At 49.0% G+C, this 16,427-nt stretch carries 25 protein-coding genes; 4 read left to right on the top strand and 21 right to left on the bottom strand.

Features of this window, described 5'->3' with window-relative positions; translation table 11 throughout:
- Positions 1-209: 209 nt before the first annotated feature.
- Positions 210-440, bottom strand: a complete 231-nt coding sequence (locus GQY55_RS29060) for a hypothetical protein (protein ID WP_160045409.1) — start codon at positions 438-440, stop codon at positions 210-212.
- Positions 441-600: 160 nt separating this feature from the next.
- Positions 601-1,209, bottom strand: a complete 609-nt coding sequence (locus tag GQY55_RS29055) for a stage II sporulation protein M (protein ID WP_160045408.1) — start codon at positions 1,207-1,209, stop codon at positions 601-603.
- Between the two features lie 91 nt (positions 1,210-1,300).
- Here GQY55_RS29055 and pdaB point away from each other — a divergent pair, with 91 nt between their 5' ends.
- Entirely contained in the window at positions 1,301-2,107 is an 807-nt protein-coding gene (gene pdaB / locus GQY55_RS29050; protein WP_160045407.1) for a polysaccharide deacetylase family sporulation protein PdaB, read from the top strand.
- Between the two features lie 38 nt (positions 2,108-2,145).
- Here pdaB and GQY55_RS29045 read toward each other — a convergent pair whose 3' ends face one another.
- Positions 2,146-2,736: a KinB-signaling pathway activation protein gene (locus GQY55_RS29045; RefSeq protein ID WP_160045406.1), complete on the bottom strand. Its 591-nt coding sequence runs from the start codon at positions 2,734-2,736 to the stop codon at positions 2,146-2,148.
- A gap of 126 nt (positions 2,737-2,862) precedes the next feature.
- Here GQY55_RS29045 and gerD point away from each other — a divergent pair, with 126 nt between their 5' ends.
- Positions 2,863-3,579, top strand: coding sequence for a spore germination lipoprotein GerD (gene gerD, locus GQY55_RS29040; protein ID WP_160045405.1), 717 nt, complete (start codon positions 2,863-2,865; stop codon positions 3,577-3,579).
- 60 nt (positions 3,580-3,639) lie between these two features.
- On the opposite strand, the gene GQY55_RS29035 is transcribed toward gerD, so the two are convergent.
- From GQY55_RS29035 to GQY55_RS29015, 5 genes are all read right to left on the bottom strand, one after another.
- Positions 3,640-4,728 carry an Mrp/NBP35 family ATP-binding protein gene (locus tag GQY55_RS29035; protein WP_160045404.1) on the bottom strand — a complete coding sequence of 363 codons (1,089 nt, stop codon included), beginning with the start codon at positions 4,726-4,728 and terminating at the stop codon, positions 3,640-3,642.
- A 77-nt stretch (positions 4,729-4,805) separates the two neighbouring features.
- The gene (gene cwlD, locus GQY55_RS29030; RefSeq protein WP_160045403.1) at positions 4,806-5,570 is read right to left on the bottom strand and encodes an N-acetylmuramoyl-L-alanine amidase CwlD; all 765 of its coding nucleotides are present in this window, start codon (positions 5,568-5,570) and stop codon (positions 4,806-4,808) included.
- A gap of 69 nt (positions 5,571-5,639) precedes the next feature.
- Positions 5,640-6,809: a sulfate adenylyltransferase gene (sat, locus tag GQY55_RS29025; protein ID WP_160045402.1), complete on the bottom strand. Its 1,170-nt coding sequence runs from the start codon at positions 6,807-6,809 to the stop codon at positions 5,640-5,642.
- A gap of 26 nt (positions 6,810-6,835) precedes the next feature.
- A complete protein-coding gene (locus tag GQY55_RS29020; protein WP_160045401.1) occupies positions 6,836-7,528 on the bottom strand; it encodes a phosphoadenylyl-sulfate reductase in 693 nt (230 codons plus the stop codon).
- A 202-nt stretch (positions 7,529-7,730) separates the two neighbouring features.
- Positions 7,731-8,234, bottom strand: a complete 504-nt coding sequence (locus tag GQY55_RS29015; RefSeq protein WP_373309308.1) for a spore coat protein — start codon at positions 8,232-8,234, stop codon at positions 7,731-7,733.
- Positions 8,235-8,385: 151 nt separating this feature from the next.
- On the opposite strand from GQY55_RS29015, the gene GQY55_RS29010 reads away from it, so the two are divergent.
- Together GQY55_RS29010 and GQY55_RS29005 are read left to right on the top strand one after the other, a co-directional pair.
- Positions 8,386-8,706 (top strand): hypothetical protein, encoded by a 321-nt coding sequence (locus tag GQY55_RS29010; RefSeq protein ID WP_160045400.1) that lies wholly within the window; start codon positions 8,386-8,388, stop codon positions 8,704-8,706.
- Between the two features lie 61 nt (positions 8,707-8,767).
- The gene (locus GQY55_RS29005) at positions 8,768-9,004 is read left to right on the top strand and encodes a hypothetical protein (protein WP_236575941.1); all 237 of its coding nucleotides are present in this window, start codon (positions 8,768-8,770) and stop codon (positions 9,002-9,004) included.
- A 200-nt stretch (positions 9,005-9,204) separates the two neighbouring features.
- Here the strand turns inward: GQY55_RS29005 and GQY55_RS29000 are convergent, their stop codons facing one another.
- The 13 genes from GQY55_RS29000 to GQY55_RS28940 form a co-directional block, all read right to left on the bottom strand.
- The gene (locus GQY55_RS29000; protein ID WP_160045398.1) at positions 9,205-9,942 is read right to left on the bottom strand and encodes a PLD nuclease N-terminal domain-containing protein; all 738 of its coding nucleotides are present in this window, start codon (positions 9,940-9,942) and stop codon (positions 9,205-9,207) included.
- Positions 9,930-10,268, bottom strand: a complete 339-nt coding sequence (locus GQY55_RS28995) for a hypothetical protein (RefSeq protein WP_160045397.1) — start codon at positions 10,266-10,268, stop codon at positions 9,930-9,932. Before GQY55_RS28995 ends, GQY55_RS29000 begins: the two co-directional genes overlap by 13 nt.
- Positions 10,258-10,788, bottom strand: a complete 531-nt coding sequence (locus tag GQY55_RS28990) for an RNA polymerase sigma factor (protein WP_160045396.1) — start codon at positions 10,786-10,788, stop codon at positions 10,258-10,260. Before GQY55_RS28990 ends, GQY55_RS28995 begins: the two co-directional genes overlap by 11 nt.
- Before the next feature lie 413 nt (positions 10,789-11,201).
- The gene (rpsI, locus tag GQY55_RS28985) at positions 11,202-11,594 is read right to left on the bottom strand and encodes a 30S ribosomal protein S9 (protein WP_160045395.1); all 393 of its coding nucleotides are present in this window, start codon (positions 11,592-11,594) and stop codon (positions 11,202-11,204) included.
- A gap of 20 nt (positions 11,595-11,614) precedes the next feature.
- Positions 11,615-12,052: a 50S ribosomal protein L13 gene (rplM, locus tag GQY55_RS28980; RefSeq protein WP_160045394.1), complete on the bottom strand. Its 438-nt coding sequence runs from the start codon at positions 12,050-12,052 to the stop codon at positions 11,615-11,617.
- Between the two features lie 185 nt (positions 12,053-12,237).
- The gene (truA, locus tag GQY55_RS28975) at positions 12,238-13,014 is read right to left on the bottom strand and encodes a tRNA pseudouridine(38-40) synthase TruA (RefSeq protein ID WP_160045393.1); all 777 of its coding nucleotides are present in this window, start codon (positions 13,012-13,014) and stop codon (positions 12,238-12,240) included.
- A gap of 243 nt (positions 13,015-13,257) precedes the next feature.
- Positions 13,258-13,623, bottom strand: a complete 366-nt coding sequence (gene rplQ, locus GQY55_RS28970; protein WP_036712632.1) for a 50S ribosomal protein L17 — start codon at positions 13,621-13,623, stop codon at positions 13,258-13,260.
- A gap of 33 nt (positions 13,624-13,656) precedes the next feature.
- A complete protein-coding gene (locus tag GQY55_RS28965; protein ID WP_127606487.1) occupies positions 13,657-14,601 on the bottom strand; it encodes a DNA-directed RNA polymerase subunit alpha in 945 nt (314 codons plus the stop codon).
- Positions 14,602-14,737: 136 nt separating this feature from the next.
- Positions 14,738-15,133 (bottom strand): 30S ribosomal protein S11, encoded by a 396-nt coding sequence (gene rpsK / locus GQY55_RS28960; RefSeq protein WP_127606489.1) that lies wholly within the window; start codon positions 15,131-15,133, stop codon positions 14,738-14,740.
- Between the two features lie 19 nt (positions 15,134-15,152).
- Positions 15,153-15,521 carry a 30S ribosomal protein S13 gene (gene rpsM / locus GQY55_RS28955; protein ID WP_160045392.1) on the bottom strand — a complete coding sequence of 123 codons (369 nt, stop codon included), beginning with the start codon at positions 15,519-15,521 and terminating at the stop codon, positions 15,153-15,155.
- 21 nt (positions 15,522-15,542) lie between these two features.
- Positions 15,543-15,656, bottom strand: coding sequence for a 50S ribosomal protein L36 (gene rpmJ / locus GQY55_RS28950; RefSeq protein ID WP_003322638.1), 114 nt, complete (start codon positions 15,654-15,656; stop codon positions 15,543-15,545).
- Between the two features lie 229 nt (positions 15,657-15,885).
- On the bottom strand, positions 15,886-16,101 hold the full coding sequence (infA, locus tag GQY55_RS28945; RefSeq protein WP_006212898.1) for a translation initiation factor IF-1: 216 nt from the start codon (positions 16,099-16,101) through the stop codon (positions 15,886-15,888).
- A 2-nt stretch (positions 16,102-16,103) separates the two neighbouring features.
- Complete coding sequence (locus GQY55_RS28940; protein ID WP_373309307.1) at positions 16,104-16,418, bottom strand: KOW motif-containing protein; 315 nt, start codon at positions 16,416-16,418, stop codon at positions 16,104-16,106.
- Between the last annotated feature and the right edge of the window lie 9 nt (positions 16,419-16,427).

Genomic DNA, 16,427 nt, shown 5'->3' with positions numbered 1-16,427 from the left:
ATTCTTTCGTTTCGTTCATCGCTGCATCTCAGCGGCGACTTTTATAATATATCATACTTACTAGGTGTTTTGCAAGACTTTTTTTAAAACTTTTTTTCGAAGTTTTAATTTCGTCAACGTCTCGCAACTTTCCGTTTTATTTGACTAAAACCGAAGCGAAAATTAATTTATCACAGGTTCCCGCTTCACGTCAAGCATTTTAATCAATTTTATTGTTTGAACTGGGACAGCTTGCTGTTACGCGCATATTTGGACAACTCTTTCGGGGGAGCGAATCTCGCATACATGCGGAATACCGTTCGATATCGGCTGGCTATGGCGTTTCTGACTTCCAGATCCAATCTTTGATCGCTTAAATCAAAAAGCATTTCATCCAGTTCTTTGCGAAGCACGTAATCCAGTTCCTTGCATTCCTTATCGCTGAAAAGCATACCCAGCATGGTTGCTTGGCCTCCTTGTCGACTAAAGCATTTTCTATATCTTTGGATTTTGCAACATCCTGAACTTTTGCCCGATATTGCCGCTTTAATGTTATGCACAGATTTTGGGAAATTTATGAATGCGTTTTGGCCAAAATCGGGGAACAGGCACTCCGCCTATTCACCCTTTCATCAGCGTATAGGTAACCGTGCTTTCAATAATGGCGGCCACAAACAGCAAAATGACGATCCAAACCGATGCGGTCCATGCCCGTCGGAATCCTTCGCTCCATTTTCGTTTAAGTTCTCCCCTCCCGCTTCCGCCAAGGCTTGAAATCAACAGCAGCCCCATCTGAACCCCGAAAGCGCAGGCGATAATAATGGCCGGTATTTCAATGATCCCGTGGGGAAGCAGACCTTTGACGACCAGATCGAACAAGCTCCTCCCCTGCTCCAGCGAAGCATGAACGAGGAATCCGACGACCATTCCGTTGACAAGCAAAAACAAAATCGGCAGTATGCCTGCGAAAAGGCCCAAAAAGATCATCAATACCGCCTTGATGCTGTTGTTGAAAAAGATAAACACGAAAAAGTTCCACTTCGGATTGGACGTTTGGCTCAAGTTTGCGCTGATGTCGCGGATGCCTCCCATCTGCCGGTCAATAAACTCGGCCATGACGCCCGTGCTGTACCATCCCGCGACGATGCCCAAAACGAACAACGCCGTGACGAACAGCAGAGTTTTGCGGATCGAACCCAAATCTTTCAGAAACACCGAAGGGCGCAGCATACTTAACCTCCTCCTGGTATAACTCGCTGGTACGAGCATACTATGTAAAGTAAACAAGCATTTCCATTGTGGGAAAGGAGCGACAAGCGCAATGAATTCTTTCTTTTATGTGCTGAACGGCCGCAAAATCAAACGCACTTTCTTCGTCCTCGCCGCGGCACTGTTTGCGATCGGCATCATTTATGTAGAGTCAGACAACGTAACGGTATTCTCCGAAGGGGCTCCAGCCGCCATTTACAGCGTTCCTACGGAAAAAAAGGTGATCGCCCTGACCTTTGATATCAGCTGGGGCGAAAAGCGCGCCGAGCCCATTCTGAACGTTCTGAAAGACAAAGGCGTGAATAAGGCAACCTTCTTCCTCTCTTCCCCTTGGAGCAAAAGCCATCCGGATATCGTCAATAAAATCAAAACGGCCGGCTTCGAAATCGGAAGCCACGGTCATAAGCACGTCAATTACAGCAGCTTGAGCGACGAAGAAATCAAGACCCAGCTTATGACGGCTAACTCTATATTAACCGATTTGACGGGAAAGGAACCCACCCTGCTGCGCCTGCCGAACGGCGATTTCGATAAACGCGTGCTCAAGATTGCCGAAAGCATGAACTACAAGGTCATTCAGTGGGATACGGACTCGCAGGACTGGAAAAACATCGGGGTCGACAATATCGTGAACCGCGTCGTCAGCAAAGCCCATCCTGGGGATATCGTTCTTCTCCATGCGAGCGATTCCGTCAAACAAACCCACGAAGCGCTGCCGATCATTATCGACCGGCTGCGGCAACAAGGCTATGAATTTGTCACCGTTTCCGATCTGTTGTCCCAGGCCGATGCCAAAGGAAAAGAAGTGCAGGATCAGGCGACGCTCCAGCAAGCCCTTGACGATGCGGCCGGCATGTAACGTGAGCTATAGGCTTAAAGAAAAAAGAGCTAAGTTTCTTAGCTCTTTTTTGGTTTCAGCACTTTATGCAGTATTAAAATCTGGTATGCATTGCATGCGAGGAGCGGAACCACAATAAAGATTGTGGCATTGTTCTCATTGATTTTCAGGCCGCCCACCATCTCGACGATCGTCACCGCAATCATGAAAAAGAGGGTTGGCACCCATGCTGTGGCGTTGGTGGCTCTGGCTTTAAAATAGGCGACGGCAACCGCCACGACCAATATCGCCAAACCAAGCAGCAAATCCGCCATCTGGCTGTTTTCCCGGCCGACGAAGGAACGGAAGAACACCACTTCGAGCAGCGCCAATATTGCTAAAACGAGCTGTATGTATTGCCAAGCTTTTTTCGGGAATACACCGATCGCCGTATAATTCAAAATCATGTAAGCAAAAAAGCCAAGCTGTGAGTAAACGCTCGTAAGCGCTCCAAAACCGAACAAGATAAGCACGTAAAACAATACATCGCTTACATCCTTGAAGGAAATGGATTCCCTGCTGAACGGCAGCAGAAAACCGGTGATGATGGAGACTACGGCTCCCACAAGCAGTGTTTTCAAAAATAACTTGGACCAGTTTTTCAAGTTCAAATCGTCTGCACCCCCAAGACTTTATTTTACCAACGTTCACATTAAAAAACCATGCCCGCAATCGACATATTTCGAAATTCACCTCGGCATACTACAAGCAGGATTACCAATAAAGGAGTGACGCTCATGAAATGGCCTGTTTTAGGCATATGGGGAATCATATTCGGACTTGCTACCGTACTTTCAGGCTGTGGATCCGAACAGAGCTACGCGCCGCCTCAGGCTGATTATAAAGAGATGAAAACGATGGTTGTCGACATCCTGAAAAGCGATGAAGGCAAAAAGGCCGTCGAGGACGCTCTAAAAGGCGGGGGTGGAGGCTCCTCCGGCGGTGGCCCCGGCATGCAAATGTTGACGACGCAGGCAACCGATCAAATCCGAACGGCCGTCAAGGATACCATCACCTCCCCGGAATATAAAAAGGAATTCGAGAAGATCATGACCGATCCGCAGTTTGCCGGCGATTTCGCCAAGGCGATCAGCTCGCAAAACAAGCAGCTGCATATGCAGTTGATCAAGGATCCGACGTATCAAAAAGCGATCTCCGATATCATGAAGTCTCCCGAAGTCATGAAAAGTTTCCTCGACCTGACCAAAACGCCCGAGTACCGGAAGCAATCGATGACGGTCATGCAGGAAGCGATGCAAAATCCGATGTTCAAAATGGAAGTAATGTCGCTTCTGAAAAACGTCGTCACCCAGGAGCTTCAGCCGAAAGTCGAAAAAGGTGGCCAGGGCCAGGAAGGCGGAGAAGGCGGCAAAGGGAAAGAAGGCGGAGGTAAAGGGAGTAAAGACAAGGATTCAGGCGATTCCGACGAAGGCGGATCAGGCAATGCTTCCTAATCGGAAAATAACAAGGCAAAAGCCCCGAATGACGGGGCTTTTTTTCTTGGATCAAAACGGTTATTTCTCGCATTTGGCGATAATGCCGGCTGCCAGCTCGTTATAAATCCGTCCGCTGGCGGATTCGGACTTGTATACCGAAGGCGAAAAATCAGGCTCGGAAATATGGTTGTCCGGCGCTCCAAGCGGAAGCTGGGCCAAAAGTTCGGTGTGCAGCGTTTCGGCAAGCTGTCCGCCGCCGCCGCGGCCAAACACGAAATCCTTTTCCCCGCAATGGGAGCATTCGTAATAAGCCATGTTTTCCACGACGCCCAAAATTTCATGATTCGTTTGAATCGCCATCGCCCCTGCGCGGGCTGCGACAAAAGCGGCCGTCGCATGCGGGGTCGTGACGATGATTTCTTTGCTGTGCGGAAGCATTTGATGAACGTCAAGCGCAATATCGCCGGTTCCGGGCGGCAAATCGAGAAGCAGGTAATCGAGCTCGCCCCAATTGACGTCGGCAAAAAATTGATGGAGCATTTTGCCGAGCATCGGTCCACGCCAGACAACCGGGCTGTTTTCGCGGATGAAGAAGCCCATCGACATGACTTTAACGCCAAAACGTTCGACGGGAACGATCAATTCGTTCTCAACGACAGGACCTTCTTCGATGCCCATCATGTCCGGAACGCTGAAACCGTAAATATCGGCATCGATCAGTCCGACTCGTTTGCCTTGACGGGCAAGCGCCGCGGCCAGGTTGACGGTGACCGTCGATTTGCCGACGCCCCCTTTGCCGCTCGCCACCGCAATAAAATGCACGTCCGGATCGTTCAGCAGCTCGTTTCTCTCCAAACCGGCGGCATGTCCTTTCACCAGCTTGTCTTTATCCGTCTTCCGTTCGTGGTCCCCCAAAATTTTGCTGCGTTCATGCTCATTGGCCGGACGGATGCGAATGTGCACATCTTCAGCGCCGGCAGCCTGCAGACGCTCGCGGATTTTGTTTTCCAGCGCTTGTCCATAGTCATCCAATGTAATGACGGAAAGCGAAACTCTGGTTTCTTTCACGACGATATCTCTTATCATTTGCAGCTCCATGAGACTTCGACCGGTAACAGGTTCGCCTATGGGCTGTAGCACCTCTTGAACTTGCTCTCGAGACAACATAATGGCAGCACCTCTGCTTTGTATATTGGCATCCGCGCGCGGCGAATACGCCCCAGAAGTCATTATACCATCAACGCTTACATTTCTGCCGACAAATTCACCTTTTCCCCCGATAAATAGCGCAGCATCCCTTTGTATACCGAAGCGGCCATCTTGCGCTGATATCCTTCGTCCCTTAACATCTGCGCCTCCTCCGGATGCGACAGGAAGCCGACTTCGACCAGCGCCGCGGGCATCGTGACCGTTTTGAGGAGGTAAACGTGGTTTACGGTTTTGGCGACCCGATCGGTGTTTTCCAGGTTGCGTTTGATCTCTTCCTGTATCAATACGGCCAGCGTCTTATTGTCGGGATGGTTCGGGTAATAAAACGTCTGGGCGCCGCTCCAGCGGCCCGGGAAGCTGTTCAAATGAATGCTGAGGAACAGGTCCGCCTTGGAATTTTCAATCATCTTGGCCCGCTGCTTCAAATCTTCCGTTTTGCGCCTGGAATACCCTTTCGTGTCCGCCCCGGCCAAGTCGTAGTCCCCCTCCCGGGTCATATACACGACGGCCCCCGCCTGCTGCAAATAATCGCGGAGATACAAGGCAATCGACAGATTGACGTCCTTTTCGATCACGCCCTGCTTGCTTACCGCTCCACCGTCGGGACCGCCGTGCCCGGCATCCAGCACGATGACCTTTCCCGACAGCGGAAGGCCCCAGTGCCCCGCCGTTTTTACCGCAGGAATGTTCATTGTCGCTACCGCGATAAACAAGACGGCAAGGCATAGGCCGATGAAGAGCTTTTTGATGGAGCTCAGCCGGATCCACAGCACCTGTTTGCCAGGCCCCTGCTTGGACATAAAAAATCCACCTCCGTTCCCATATCGACTCTACTCATCTATATGGGCGAAGGTGGACAAATAGTACCGTTAAGGCGTAACTTGCGCTTGCATACCGGCGATCAGCACTTCGGCGACCTCCGGACGGGTGAATTCCGGCGGAGGACACTGCCCGTCGCGCAGCAGGCCGCGCACTTTGGTGCCGGAAAGCGTCAAATGATCTTCCTTCGGATGCGGGCATGTTTTGCTGGATGCCATGTTGCCGCATTTTTGGCAGAAAAAGCTGTGCTCGAAAAACAGCGGCGTAATGCCCAGCTCCTCGGGCGTAAAGTTCGAGAAGATTTCCTGCGCTTCATAGGTTCCGTAGTAGTCTCCTACCCCGGCATGGTCGCGTCCGACGATAAAATGGGTGCATCCGTAATTTTTGCGGACCATCGCATGGAAAATGGCTTCCCTCGGGCCGGCGTAACGCATGGCGGCAGGAAAAACGCCCAAAAACGTCCGGTCCTTCGGATAATAATTCTCCAATAAAACGAGATAGCTTTTCATGCGTACATCGGCTGGAACGTCGTCCGACTTCGTCTCCCCGACCAGCGGGTTCAGGAACAGGCCGTCGACGATTTCAAGCGCCGTTTTCTGAATGTATTCATGGGCCCGATGCACGGGATTGCGGGTTTGGAAGCCGACAACCGTTTTCCAGCCCTTTTCCCGGAAAAGTTCCCTTGTTTGCGCCGGGTCGAAATAAAATTCGCGGAATTTTGCCGGCTGCGGCCGGTTGAGCACCTTGACGCTTCCACCGACGTAAATCGGAGAACGCTCAAACAGCTTTTTCACGCCGGGATGCTCAAGGTCGCTCGTTTTGAATACCTTCCTGGCTTCTTCCTCCTGATCGGCCTCATAAATGCTTTGCACGGTCAAAATGGCGTATACGACGCCGTCCTCGGCCCCTGTCAGGGCTACTTGCTCCCCGAGTGTCAGACCTTTTGCCGTCGTTTCGTCGACGGACAACGTAACAGGTATGCTCCATACCGTGCCATCGGCTAACCGTATCGTATGGACGACCGAACGGTAATCCTCTTCGTTCAAAAACCCTTCAAGCGGAGAAAATGCTCCGTTGCCGATTAAATCCAGATCGGAAATCGTCCAGTTGTTGACACGGATTTGTTTTAAAAACTGCGAAGCTTGCAAAAGCTCCTCCCGTTCGTTTCCTTCGGCAAACCGGTTCACAAGCTTGCCGCCGTGCGGAAGTATTGCGGTCATGTTGCCGTCTCCCCCTTTTCGTATGTTTATTGATGCAGCCCGCATTCCGTCTTTTCGGAGCCGGACCAGCGTCCCGCTCTCGGATCTTCGCCAGGCTGAACTTGGCGGGTGCAATATTCGCATCCGATGCTGGGATAATTCCGGTCATGGAGAGGATTGTACAGCACTTGGTTTTCGCGGATATATGTCCAGACGTCGTCGGAAGTCCAGTCGGCCATCGGGTTGAATTTGACCAGGCCGAATTTGTGGTCGTATTCCACTTTCTTGGCATTGGCCCGGGTCGGAGCCTGATCCCTGCGGATGCCTGTTATCCAGCCGTCGTATTGGGAAAGGATCCGGGTCAGCGGTTCGACCTTACGAATGTTGCAGCACTGGTTCGGATCGCTTTTCCACAATTCCGCCCCATGGCGGGCCTCCTGCTCTTCCGGCGTCAGCTTGGGAGACACTCGCACGAACTGGATGCCATATTTGGATTCCAAACGATCCTTGGTCTCGTACGTTTCCTTAAAGTGAAAATCCGTATCCAGGTAAAAAATATCCGTAGACGGACTAACCTTTTGTAAAATATCAACCAATACCACGTCTTCCGCGCCAAAACTGCAGGCAAACGTGATGTTCGGGAATTTCTCAACGGCAACTCGAATAACCTCTTCGGCGGATGCATGCTCAAGCTCGGCGGCTTGAACCTCAATCCACTTTTCTTTTTCAAGCAAATTCATCGCGAATGTCTCCCCTTCCAAAATTTCGTATCATAATGATTGCAATAATAATCAGTGAATACCAAGCGGTTTAATATGATTTAAATCCAGTATATAGCAATATCTTTCGTTGTCAATCCTGTAATAGGAATTGAGGTCTCTCCAATGAGGGTAAAAAGGAAGAGACCTTTCATTGCGAAAGGTCTTCGTCACGGCATTTTTATTACATCTCCAGAGCTTTTTGGGCATTTTTCTTGTCGTTTTCAAGCAGCTTATGCAAATCATATGCCGGATAAAAACCGCGTTCCAACATAAAGTTGAATACTTTCGCGTGCAGCTTGATGGCATGGTTCAGCTGCTTCACGAACGTTTCCCTCAGCTGCGGCGTAGCCGTTTCGGTAATGGCGCCGGCGTAACTTCGGATCAATGTTTTAAGATAAGCGAGCAAGTGGCCTGCGTAAAAACCCGTCATGTCGTGATGCTCGGATTTACTCTTGTTGGTTCTGGTGGCCATTGGAGCCATGGAGTAAAAATGAAGCAGGTCTTTAATATTTCCTTCGGTCATGTGGATCGCTTCTTCGTAAAGTTCATGAAGATGCGGATCCGTTACATGATGAACATGCATTTTCATTGCGATTAAATAGTTGGAGCTGGCAGCGGTGAGCTCATGCAATTCCATCGTTTCATGCCACGCCAGATGTTTATGTTGCGCATTAGGATGCAAGATAGGATCCCTCCGTTCAAGTGATGATACATCCTATGATGAATCCGCCTAATGGGCACATTGTCTTACCCAAAAAAAAGAATAAACATCCGCCCCTTGAAGGAACAATACGTAAGGGATCAAAACTACATCAACTCTGAAGGAGGCATTTCCTTTGAACCAATTCAACCAAGGCCAGCAAATTACTCAGATCGTTCAGCAGCTGATTCAGCAAACCCAACAAGCGTCGCAGGCATACCAGCAGCTGCTGAGACAGGAAGAAAGCAACGCGATGCAGCTTGAACAGCTTGCGCAGCGCGAACGCCATGCCGCACAAGTGATCCAAACCGCGCTGCAAGGCCATCAGACGGCGATCCAGCAGCTGCAGCAAATCTCCAGCATGGCGCATCAAATGGAGAGCAGCACCCACACGTACTCGGGATACGGCCAGCAGCAATACGGCATGGGGAACAACTACCAAAGCTATCAGCGTTAAGGGTCGGATCCGGGAATAGATCGGTCGCTTCGGTCTATTTCCTTTTTTAAAACTTAATGGGGTGAAAAAAATGATTGTTTCCTCGAACCAGCTTGGTCAGTCGTTATACTGCAGCCAATGCGGCAAGGAAAGCGAACAAATCAACGTATGGTGGAAAGACGGCCGAAATGACGACGGATTGGGGTACAGCGAGGTTTTTGCCGAATGCCCCGGCTGCCATGCCCAGCTGATGAAAAAAAATGCGTACGGGGCAATCGACTCCGTGGAAGATGCATTACATATTCTGCAAAATGAGTGACCTTGATGGTCCCTCGCAATGAACTGCCGATCGGCAGTTCTTTTTCTAGGTTCGAGCAAAACAAAAGCCCCTGACCGTAAAGGCCAGAGGCTTTGAATCCTTGATACACAAGGAATATTAACGTTTCGAGAATTGTGGCGCGCGACGAGCCGCTTTGAGACTTTATTTTTTACCTAAGGGTCGATGTACTTTAATTCCAACTAATCATTCCAATTCACGTTCACTTTTCCTTTAGCTGCATCCCCATATAGACGTAGTACAATTCTGCTGTTTTCTGAATAATGGCTCAAATCCCAAACATAGTTTGAATCGATATCATTGAGCGAGATGCGTTTTTCTTCTTTGCCATCCACGCTAACGCCCATTTCCAATGCACCCTTTTCAACTGTGGCACTGACGTTCAGAGCGCTTGGAGTTCCATTTTTCACGACTATGGCCCGGCTTTTCTCTCCATCAAAGTACCAGAAGGACAACTTCCAAACACCTGGCAGCCTCGTTTCATTCTTGACAACAGAAATATTTTTGGATGAAAACATTTCCGGCTGTAAGTAAATACTAGCAACTGAAATGAAAATCATTAAAATAAATGTCAATACGACACATGTAAGCGCAAATATCAGGGGCTTTTTGCTATTGTTTTTTGAAGTGATCATTGACATCCCTCCTTGTACTATCGCGGCACCACAAGTTGAGCAATAGGGTTTCCCTTGCTGCGTCTTAGATCCACATGAAGGACATAATGTTTGCTGCTGCCTGCGTCCAATAAGAAAATACAACAACAGTCCTATAAAGTTGGGGACCAGCACCACAATTAAAGTCCACATTCCTGCTTCAAGCCCGCGTGATTTTGCATCGCGATAAGTCCAAAATCCTAGACCAACCATTGCCGTTACAACGAGGAGCACAGCTAATCCAGCCAATCCAATTATGATCCACATGAATAATCAACATCCTTTCTCGTCCATGCCTTTCGAACGAATCCTGACAGCACGCTAGCGCAAAGGATCAAACCACCTCCAAAAATGATGGACAAATACGAAATCAATGATCCGGGCAGAAGAAAACAAATCATTGCAACAACAGCCGCTGTTTGCATTCCACCAATCACAGCAAGCAACCACCATGGCATGTTAATACTGGATTCCTGGCTGTGTATCTTATGAATAAGCGCAGCCTGTAAAGCCGGATGAGGCGTTTCCTCCGTTAATAACGAACTCCGTATCAGATCGTCCACCTCATCTTCCAAAAAAGGTTTATCCGTCATACTGTATCCCTCCCAATTCTTTTTTTAGTTTCTGGCGCGCTTGATGTAATCGGCTTTTTACCGTTCCTTCTGGGATTAGAAGAGCTTTTGCAATCTCATGTACTGGCAAATCACTCATGTAGTACAACAAAATGGGTACGCGCAATTTTTCCGGCAAATCCTGAACAGCCTTTCTCACTTCAGTATTGCGCTGCTTTTCTTCGAATTCGTGATCCGTAAATATTGAACTGGATATATTGTTTAACTCGCCGGAACCATCATCTTGGATGGGAGCAATTCTTTGTCTCCGGGCATATTTTTTACGTTCATCATGCCAGATCCTCGCTGCCACTGCCATTAAGAATCCGGCCGGATTATTCGATTGATCAATTTGTATAGACATATGGAGTACACGGAGAAAGGTCTGCTGATACAAATCGTCCGCGTCCGCTTGGCTCCATGTCAACTTTCGGCAGAAAGTGTAAACACGGCTGCCGTACGCATATACCAATCGCTCTACCTCCTGCGGATCAACTGCCATGTTCCTCCCCCCTTCACTTATATATCTGCACAACGAAAGGAACGGTTCGAAAAAAAGAAAGAAACCTCCTAATTGGTGTAAACCCCTCCGAAATTCCCCATGAAAAATCCCCTTCAAGTAAACTGTAGTGCGTTTTTTATACACTTGTCTACTCAAAGGGGACGATATCAAATTTTTAGGTGTAACTCGACGCGGCAAAGACATAACAAGATATATCTAATGATTCGCGTTTAACTAGCATAAACGATATAACACTGGGGCTGATTAAAAAACAGCACTCGGAGTCACCCTTGGAAAGGCGGTCAAGGAATAAACGGCTGCAAAGTTTGTGGTCTCAGCTACATTTAGAGGTAAAAACAAAAGCCCCTGACCGTAAAGGCCAGAGGCTTTGAATCCTTGATACACAAGGAATATTAACGTTTCGAGAATTGTGGCGCGCGACGAGCCGCTTTGAGACCGTATTTTTTACGTTCTTTCATGCGTGGGTCACGAGTCAGGAAGCCCGCTTTTTTCAAAGCCGGACGGAATTCTGGGTCAGCTTTCAGCAACGCACGGGAGATGCCGTGACGGATTGCGCCTGCTTGACCAGAGATGCCGCCGCCGTTAGCGATGACGAGCACGTCGTATTGTCCGATCGTTTCAGTCAGAGCCAGCGGTTGCTTCACGATCAGTTTGAGGGTTTCCAAACCGAAATATTCGTTGATGTCGCGTTTATTGATGACGATGCGTCCTTCACCCGGTACAAGGCGAACACGTGCTACCGAATGTTTACGACGACCTGTCCCATAGTATTGTACTTGTGCCATGAAACTTGTCCTCCTTTTAATTATCCGCGAAGTTCGTAAACTTCTGGTTTTTGTGCTGCATGTGGATGTTCGGTGCCTGCATATACTTTCAATCTCAGCTTCATTTTTTCGCCCATGCGAGTTTTAGGAAGCATGCCGTGAACAGCGGATTCCAATACACGTTCAGGTTTGCTGTTCAGCAGGTCTTGAGCGTTGGTCACTTTCAGACCGCCTGGATGCAGCGAGTGACGATAGTATTTTTTATTTTGCAGTTTTTTGCCTGTCAAATGGATTTTCTCAGCGTTGATGATGACAACGAAATCGCCGCCGTCAACGTGAGGTGTGAATTGTGGCTTGTGTTTGCCGCGGATCAAAGCAGCTGCTTCGCTCGCCAAACGTCCAAGCGTTTTGCCTTCGGCATCGATGATGTGCCAAGTGCGCTCAACTTCATTTGGCTTCGCCATATAGGTGGTACGCATGAATAGTTCCTCCTTGTAATCGTCCGAAAATCATTTATCTTCGTTCATCTTTGTTATCAAAAGTAAGTCAATTTGTTATGTTAAGTTTGTCGTCTTCTTACTGGGGGCTGTGGGAGAGCCATAAGAAAACACAACTTTTATTTTACAGTATAGGCAGACAAATCGCAAGCCGATTTTCAATGTTTTTAATCGAAATTCTCATATTCCACGTTCCATAACATGAGCCCCTTCGATTCGGCCGTCGGGCCAGCCTTCATCCGGTTCTGCGCCTTCAGGATCGATGCGATATCCTCCGGCTTTTTTCGGCCTTTCCCCACTTCCAGCAATGTGCCCACAATAATGCGGACCATATGCTGCAGAAAACCGTTTCCCGTAATATAGACATGGATCAAGCCCTGATCCCGGGTCCCCGGACGGCACATGGATTGATCCCTTTCGATATGGGCATCATATACCGTGCGAATATGAGAAGGCTTGGTAGAGTGGCGCGAAGCAAATGAAGTAAAGTCATGGGTCCCAATCAAATGCTGCAGTCCTTCGGACATCGCCTCGACATTCAGCCTGCCGGGATGATGGAGTTCCGTATTCCTGCGGAACAGATCCGGGAACTGATTGGCATTGATGGTGTAACGGTACGTCTTACGCTTCGCGTTCCTTCTGGAGTGGAAATCGAGCGGAACCTCCCTGGCCTCGGTGACCATAATGTCGTGAGGGAGTCTGGAGTTCAGCGCCAGGCACCATCGTTCCACCGGAATTTGGGATTCCGTATGAAAATGAAACACCTGACCGACCGCATGAACGCCGGCGTCCGTGCGACCCGATGCGTGTATCTTCACCTGCTCGCCCGTCAGCATTTTAATGGCCTTCTCCAAATGATCCTGAATGGCGTTTCCATCCGGCTGCGTTTGAAAACCGTTGTAATTCGTACCGTCATAGCTGACTTTCATGCATATGTTGCGCATTCCCCATCCTCCTGAACTTGCGTCTGCTACGAACTTGAACGGCTCGCCGCTTGATGCGCAAACATAAAACGGCTCCGCCGTAATTCACGGCGAAGCCGTTCCAAGGTATTGTTCATGGAACACGAATCGGGGCCTGTTATGCGGATAAGAACAATCTTATTCCGTATTCAGGCCCCGGACGTGAAAAAAAGGGTTCGATCAGAATCATGCGATTCCTTCCCCCCTTTCCCCATCCTCACCTGTTTACGCGCGGTCAACCAGTTCCAGATAAACCATAGGCGCGGAATCACCGCGGCGAGGTCCGAGCTTCAGGATACGAGTGTATCCGCCTGGACGCTCAGCGTAACGGGTAGCCAGCTCGCTGAACAGTTTTTGGATAGCGTCTTGCTCTCCGTCAACCGTTTCACGACGAACGAATGCTGCCACTTGACGGCGAGCATGAAGGTCACCCTTCTTCGCTTTCGTGATCAGTTTCTCAGCGATGGAACGGACTTCCTTCGCCTTCGCTTCCGTTGTTTGAATGCGCTCATATAAGAACAGGTCGGTTACCAGGTCACGGAACAAAGCTTTACGTGCGCTGGAATCGCGGCCCAACTTTTGGTATGCCATGTTTTCCCCTCCTTCGCTAACGAATCTAAGATGCTATTCTTCTGTACGAAGTCCCAGTCCAAGTTCCTCGAGCTTTTCCTGTACTTCTTCCAAAGACTTGCGGCCCAGGTTGCGGACTTTCATCATGTCTTCTTCCGTTTTGGTAGTCAGCTCTTGTACCGTGTTGATGCCGGCACGTTTGAGGCAGTTGTAGGAACGAACAGAGAGATCCAGCTCTTCGATCGTCATTTCAAGCACTTTTTCTTTTTTGTCTTCTTCTTTTTCGACCATGATTTCCGCATCTTTCGCTTCATCGGTCAAGCCGACGAACAGCATCAAATGCTCGGTCAAAATTTTGGCGCCGAGGCTTACCGCCTCTTCCGGACGAATGCTGCCATCAGTCCAGATTTCAAGCGTCAATTTGTCGTAGTTGGTCACTTGACCAACCCGCGTATTCTCCACGCCATAGTTGACGCGGCTAATCGGGGTATAGATAGAATCGACCGGGATGACGCCAATCGGTTGATCATCACGTTTATTCTTATCTGCTTGGACATAGCCACGACCGCGGTTAGCAAAAATACGCATGTGAAGTCTCGAACCTGGCCCCATGGTAGCAATATGCAGGTCTGGGTTGAGAATTTCAACGTCGCTGTCCGCCCGGATGTCTCCTGCCGTCACGACTCCTTCGCCCTCTGCATCAATCTCGAGGACTTTCTCCTCATCGGAATGAATTTTCAGGGAAAGAGCCTTCAGGTTCAGAATAATTTCCGTCACGTCTTCCATTACGCCCGGAACCGTTGAGAACTCGTGCAGCACGCCGTCGATTTGGACGGATGTTACGGCTGCGCCTGGCAGCGAGGAGAGAAGGATCCGGCGAAGGGAGTTCCCCAACGTCGTACCATATCCACGCTCAAGCGGTTCTACTACAAACTTGCCATAGGCCCCGTCTTCACTGACGTCTACGGTCTCAATTTTCGGCTTTTCGATTTCAATCACGCAAGTACCCCTCCTTCAAGCGTCGCTCCTATTTGAAACTGTTACCTTACCCTTGTGTTATCATGTAGTATGCCTAAACAACCATTATTAGCAGATTGTGCCGGAAATATACCACATTTTCTCAGGTTTGCTTCAATTAGACACGACGACGCTTAGGCGGGCGGCAACCGTTGTGCGGAACTGGAGTTACGTCTTTGATCAGGTTGACTTCCAGACCAGCAGCTTGCAAAGAGCGGATCGCTGCTTCACGGCCAGCACCTGGACCTTTAACCATAACCTCTACCGATTTCATTCCATGTTCCATAGCAGCTTTAGCCGCGGATTCAGCAGCCATTTGAGCTGCGAACGGAGTCGACTTACGGGAACCTTTGAATCCAAGGCCGCCGGAGCTTGCCCAGGAAATCGCGTTTCCATGAGGATCCGTAATCGTTACGATAGTGTTATTGAACGTGGAACGGATATGAGCCACTCCGGATTCAATATTTTTGCGGTCACGACGTTTAGTACGTACGACTTTTTTCGGTTTAGCCATTGTCTTTTATCCCCCCTTCTTATTTCTTCTTGTTCGCTACAGTACGACGAGGGCCTTTCCGTGTACGAGCATTCGTTTTAGTACGTTGTCCACGAACCGGCAGACCGCGGCGATGACGCACTCCACGATAGCAGCCGATCTCAACGAGACGTTTAATATTCAAGGAAATTTCACGACGCAGGTCACCTTCAACCTTAACCGTTTTGTCGATCGTTTCACGCAGTTTGCTGACTTCATCTTCCGTCAAATCACGAACACGAGTGTCCGGATTGATGCCTGTTTCGCTCAGAATTTTCTGGGAAGTCGTTTTACCGATTCCGAAAATATAAGTCAAGGCGATCTCAACGCGTTTGTCACGTGGCAAATCCACACCAGCTATACGAGCCATTTTACGCTACACCCCCTTCTCTTAACCTTGTTTTTGTTTGTGCTTCGGATTTTCACAGATAACCATTACAGTCCCTTTGCGGCGAATGACTTTGCATTTTTCGCAAATAGGCTTTACAGAAGGTCTTACCTTCATGTTAATTACCTCCCTCAAGTTTTGCAAAAAACAAAACTCGCTTCGTAAGGATTGACTAAAGCTTTGCTTTACGCAAAACTCTCTTCAGAGAATTTACCCCCATCGTGAAGGAAGCAAATTCATATTTAGATCAACAGGACTTTACAAGTGTAAACCTGCGGTCAAACATTTTCAAGCGCCCTATAGGATCATAACATCCAGGGCAACCTAATGAAAGAAACGGTAAAATTTACTTGCGGTACGTTATACGGCCTTTGGTTAAATCATAAGGCGATAGCTGTACGACCACTTTGTCGCCTGTCAGAATACGGATAAAGTGCATCCGCAGCTTACCGGAAACATGGGCAAGAATTTGATGACCGTTCTCAAGCTCAACTTTGAACGTTGCGTTCGGCAGCGGCTCGATGACCGTGCCTTCCACTTCAATAACATCCTCTTTGGCCACAGTCAGTCTCCTTTCTCTTCAGCATGGGTTTCGGTGGACTTCATAAACTTCATCACCGCATAACGCAGTTTTCCGTTTGTGACCCGACCGCTTTCATTTAAACTGTTTGCGACCTCGCTGCTAATGAAGGACTGGGGCTCCAGATGAAGAAGGTTTTTCTTCTTTCTCTGATCAAACTTCCGTTTGTTCCCGTCCGCAATATACACGAACCTGCTGTCTTCGATGGATACGACCACGGCCACCTGTCCGGCGTCTTTGCCTTTCAGGATCTTCACAATCTGGCCGATTTGCAGGGTGCTTTGATGACTCAAGAACAATCACCTACA

Source organism: Paenibacillus sp. USDA918EY, from assembly GCF_009870825.1.
GTDB classification, from domain to species: Bacteria; Bacillota; Bacilli; order Paenibacillales; family Paenibacillaceae; genus Paenibacillus_AQ; species Paenibacillus_AQ albilobatus.
This window is presented reverse-complemented; position numbering and strand designations above follow the sequence as displayed.

Bases quoted from the DNA above. Each gene is read 5' to 3' on its own strand.
- GQY55_RS29060 (WP_160045409.1), bottom strand. From the start codon at position 440: ATGCTGGGTATGCTTTTCAGCGATAAGGAATGCAAGGAACTGGATTAC.
- GQY55_RS29055 (WP_160045408.1), bottom strand. From the start codon at position 1,209: ATGCTGCGCCCTTCGGTGTTTCTGAAAGATTTGGGTTCGATCCGCAAA.
- pdaB (WP_160045407.1), top strand. From the start codon at position 1,301: ATGAATTCTTTCTTTTATGTGCTGAACGGCCGCAAAATCAAACGCACT.
- gerD (WP_160045405.1), top strand. From the start codon at position 2,863: ATGAAATGGCCTGTTTTAGGCATATGGGGAATCATATTCGGACTTGCT.
- GQY55_RS29035 (WP_160045404.1), bottom strand. From the start codon at position 4,728: ATGTTGTCTCGAGAGCAAGTTCAAGAGGTGCTACAGCCCATAGGCGAA.
- cwlD (WP_160045403.1), bottom strand. From the start codon at position 5,570: ATGTCCAAGCAGGGGCCTGGCAAACAGGTGCTGTGGATCCGGCTGAGC.
- sat (WP_160045402.1), bottom strand. From the start codon at position 6,809: ATGACCGCAATACTTCCGCACGGCGGCAAGCTTGTGAACCGGTTTGCC.
- GQY55_RS29020 (WP_160045401.1), bottom strand. From the start codon at position 7,528: ATGAATTTGCTTGAAAAAGAAAAGTGGATTGAGGTTCAAGCCGCCGAG.
- GQY55_RS29000 (WP_160045398.1), bottom strand. From the start codon at position 9,942: ATGTGGATCATAATTGGATTGGCTGGATTAGCTGTGCTCCTCGTTGTA.
- GQY55_RS28995 (WP_160045397.1), bottom strand. From the start codon at position 10,268: ATGACGGATAAACCTTTTTTGGAAGATGAGGTGGACGATCTGATACGG.
- GQY55_RS28990 (WP_160045396.1), bottom strand. From the start codon at position 10,788: ATGGCAGTTGATCCGCAGGAGGTAGAGCGATTGGTATATGCGTACGGC.
- rpsI (WP_160045395.1), bottom strand. From the start codon at position 11,594: ATGGCACAAGTACAATACTATGGGACAGGTCGTCGTAAACATTCGGTA.
- rplM (WP_160045394.1), bottom strand. From the start codon at position 12,052: ATGCGTACCACCTATATGGCGAAGCCAAATGAAGTTGAGCGCACTTGG.
- truA (WP_160045393.1), bottom strand. From the start codon at position 13,014: ATGCGCAACATATGCATGAAAGTCAGCTATGACGGTACGAATTACAAC.
- rplQ (WP_036712632.1), bottom strand. From the start codon at position 13,623: ATGGCATACCAAAAGTTGGGCCGCGATTCCAGCGCACGTAAAGCTTTG.
- rpsK (WP_127606489.1), bottom strand. From the start codon at position 15,133: ATGGCTAAACCGAAAAAAGTCGTACGTACTAAACGTCGTGACCGCAAA.
- rpsM (WP_160045392.1), bottom strand. From the start codon at position 15,521: ATGGCTCGTATAGCTGGTGTGGATTTGCCACGTGACAAACGCGTTGAG.
- rpmJ (WP_003322638.1), bottom strand. From the start codon at position 15,656: ATGAAGGTAAGACCTTCTGTAAAGCCTATTTGCGAAAAATGCAAAGTC.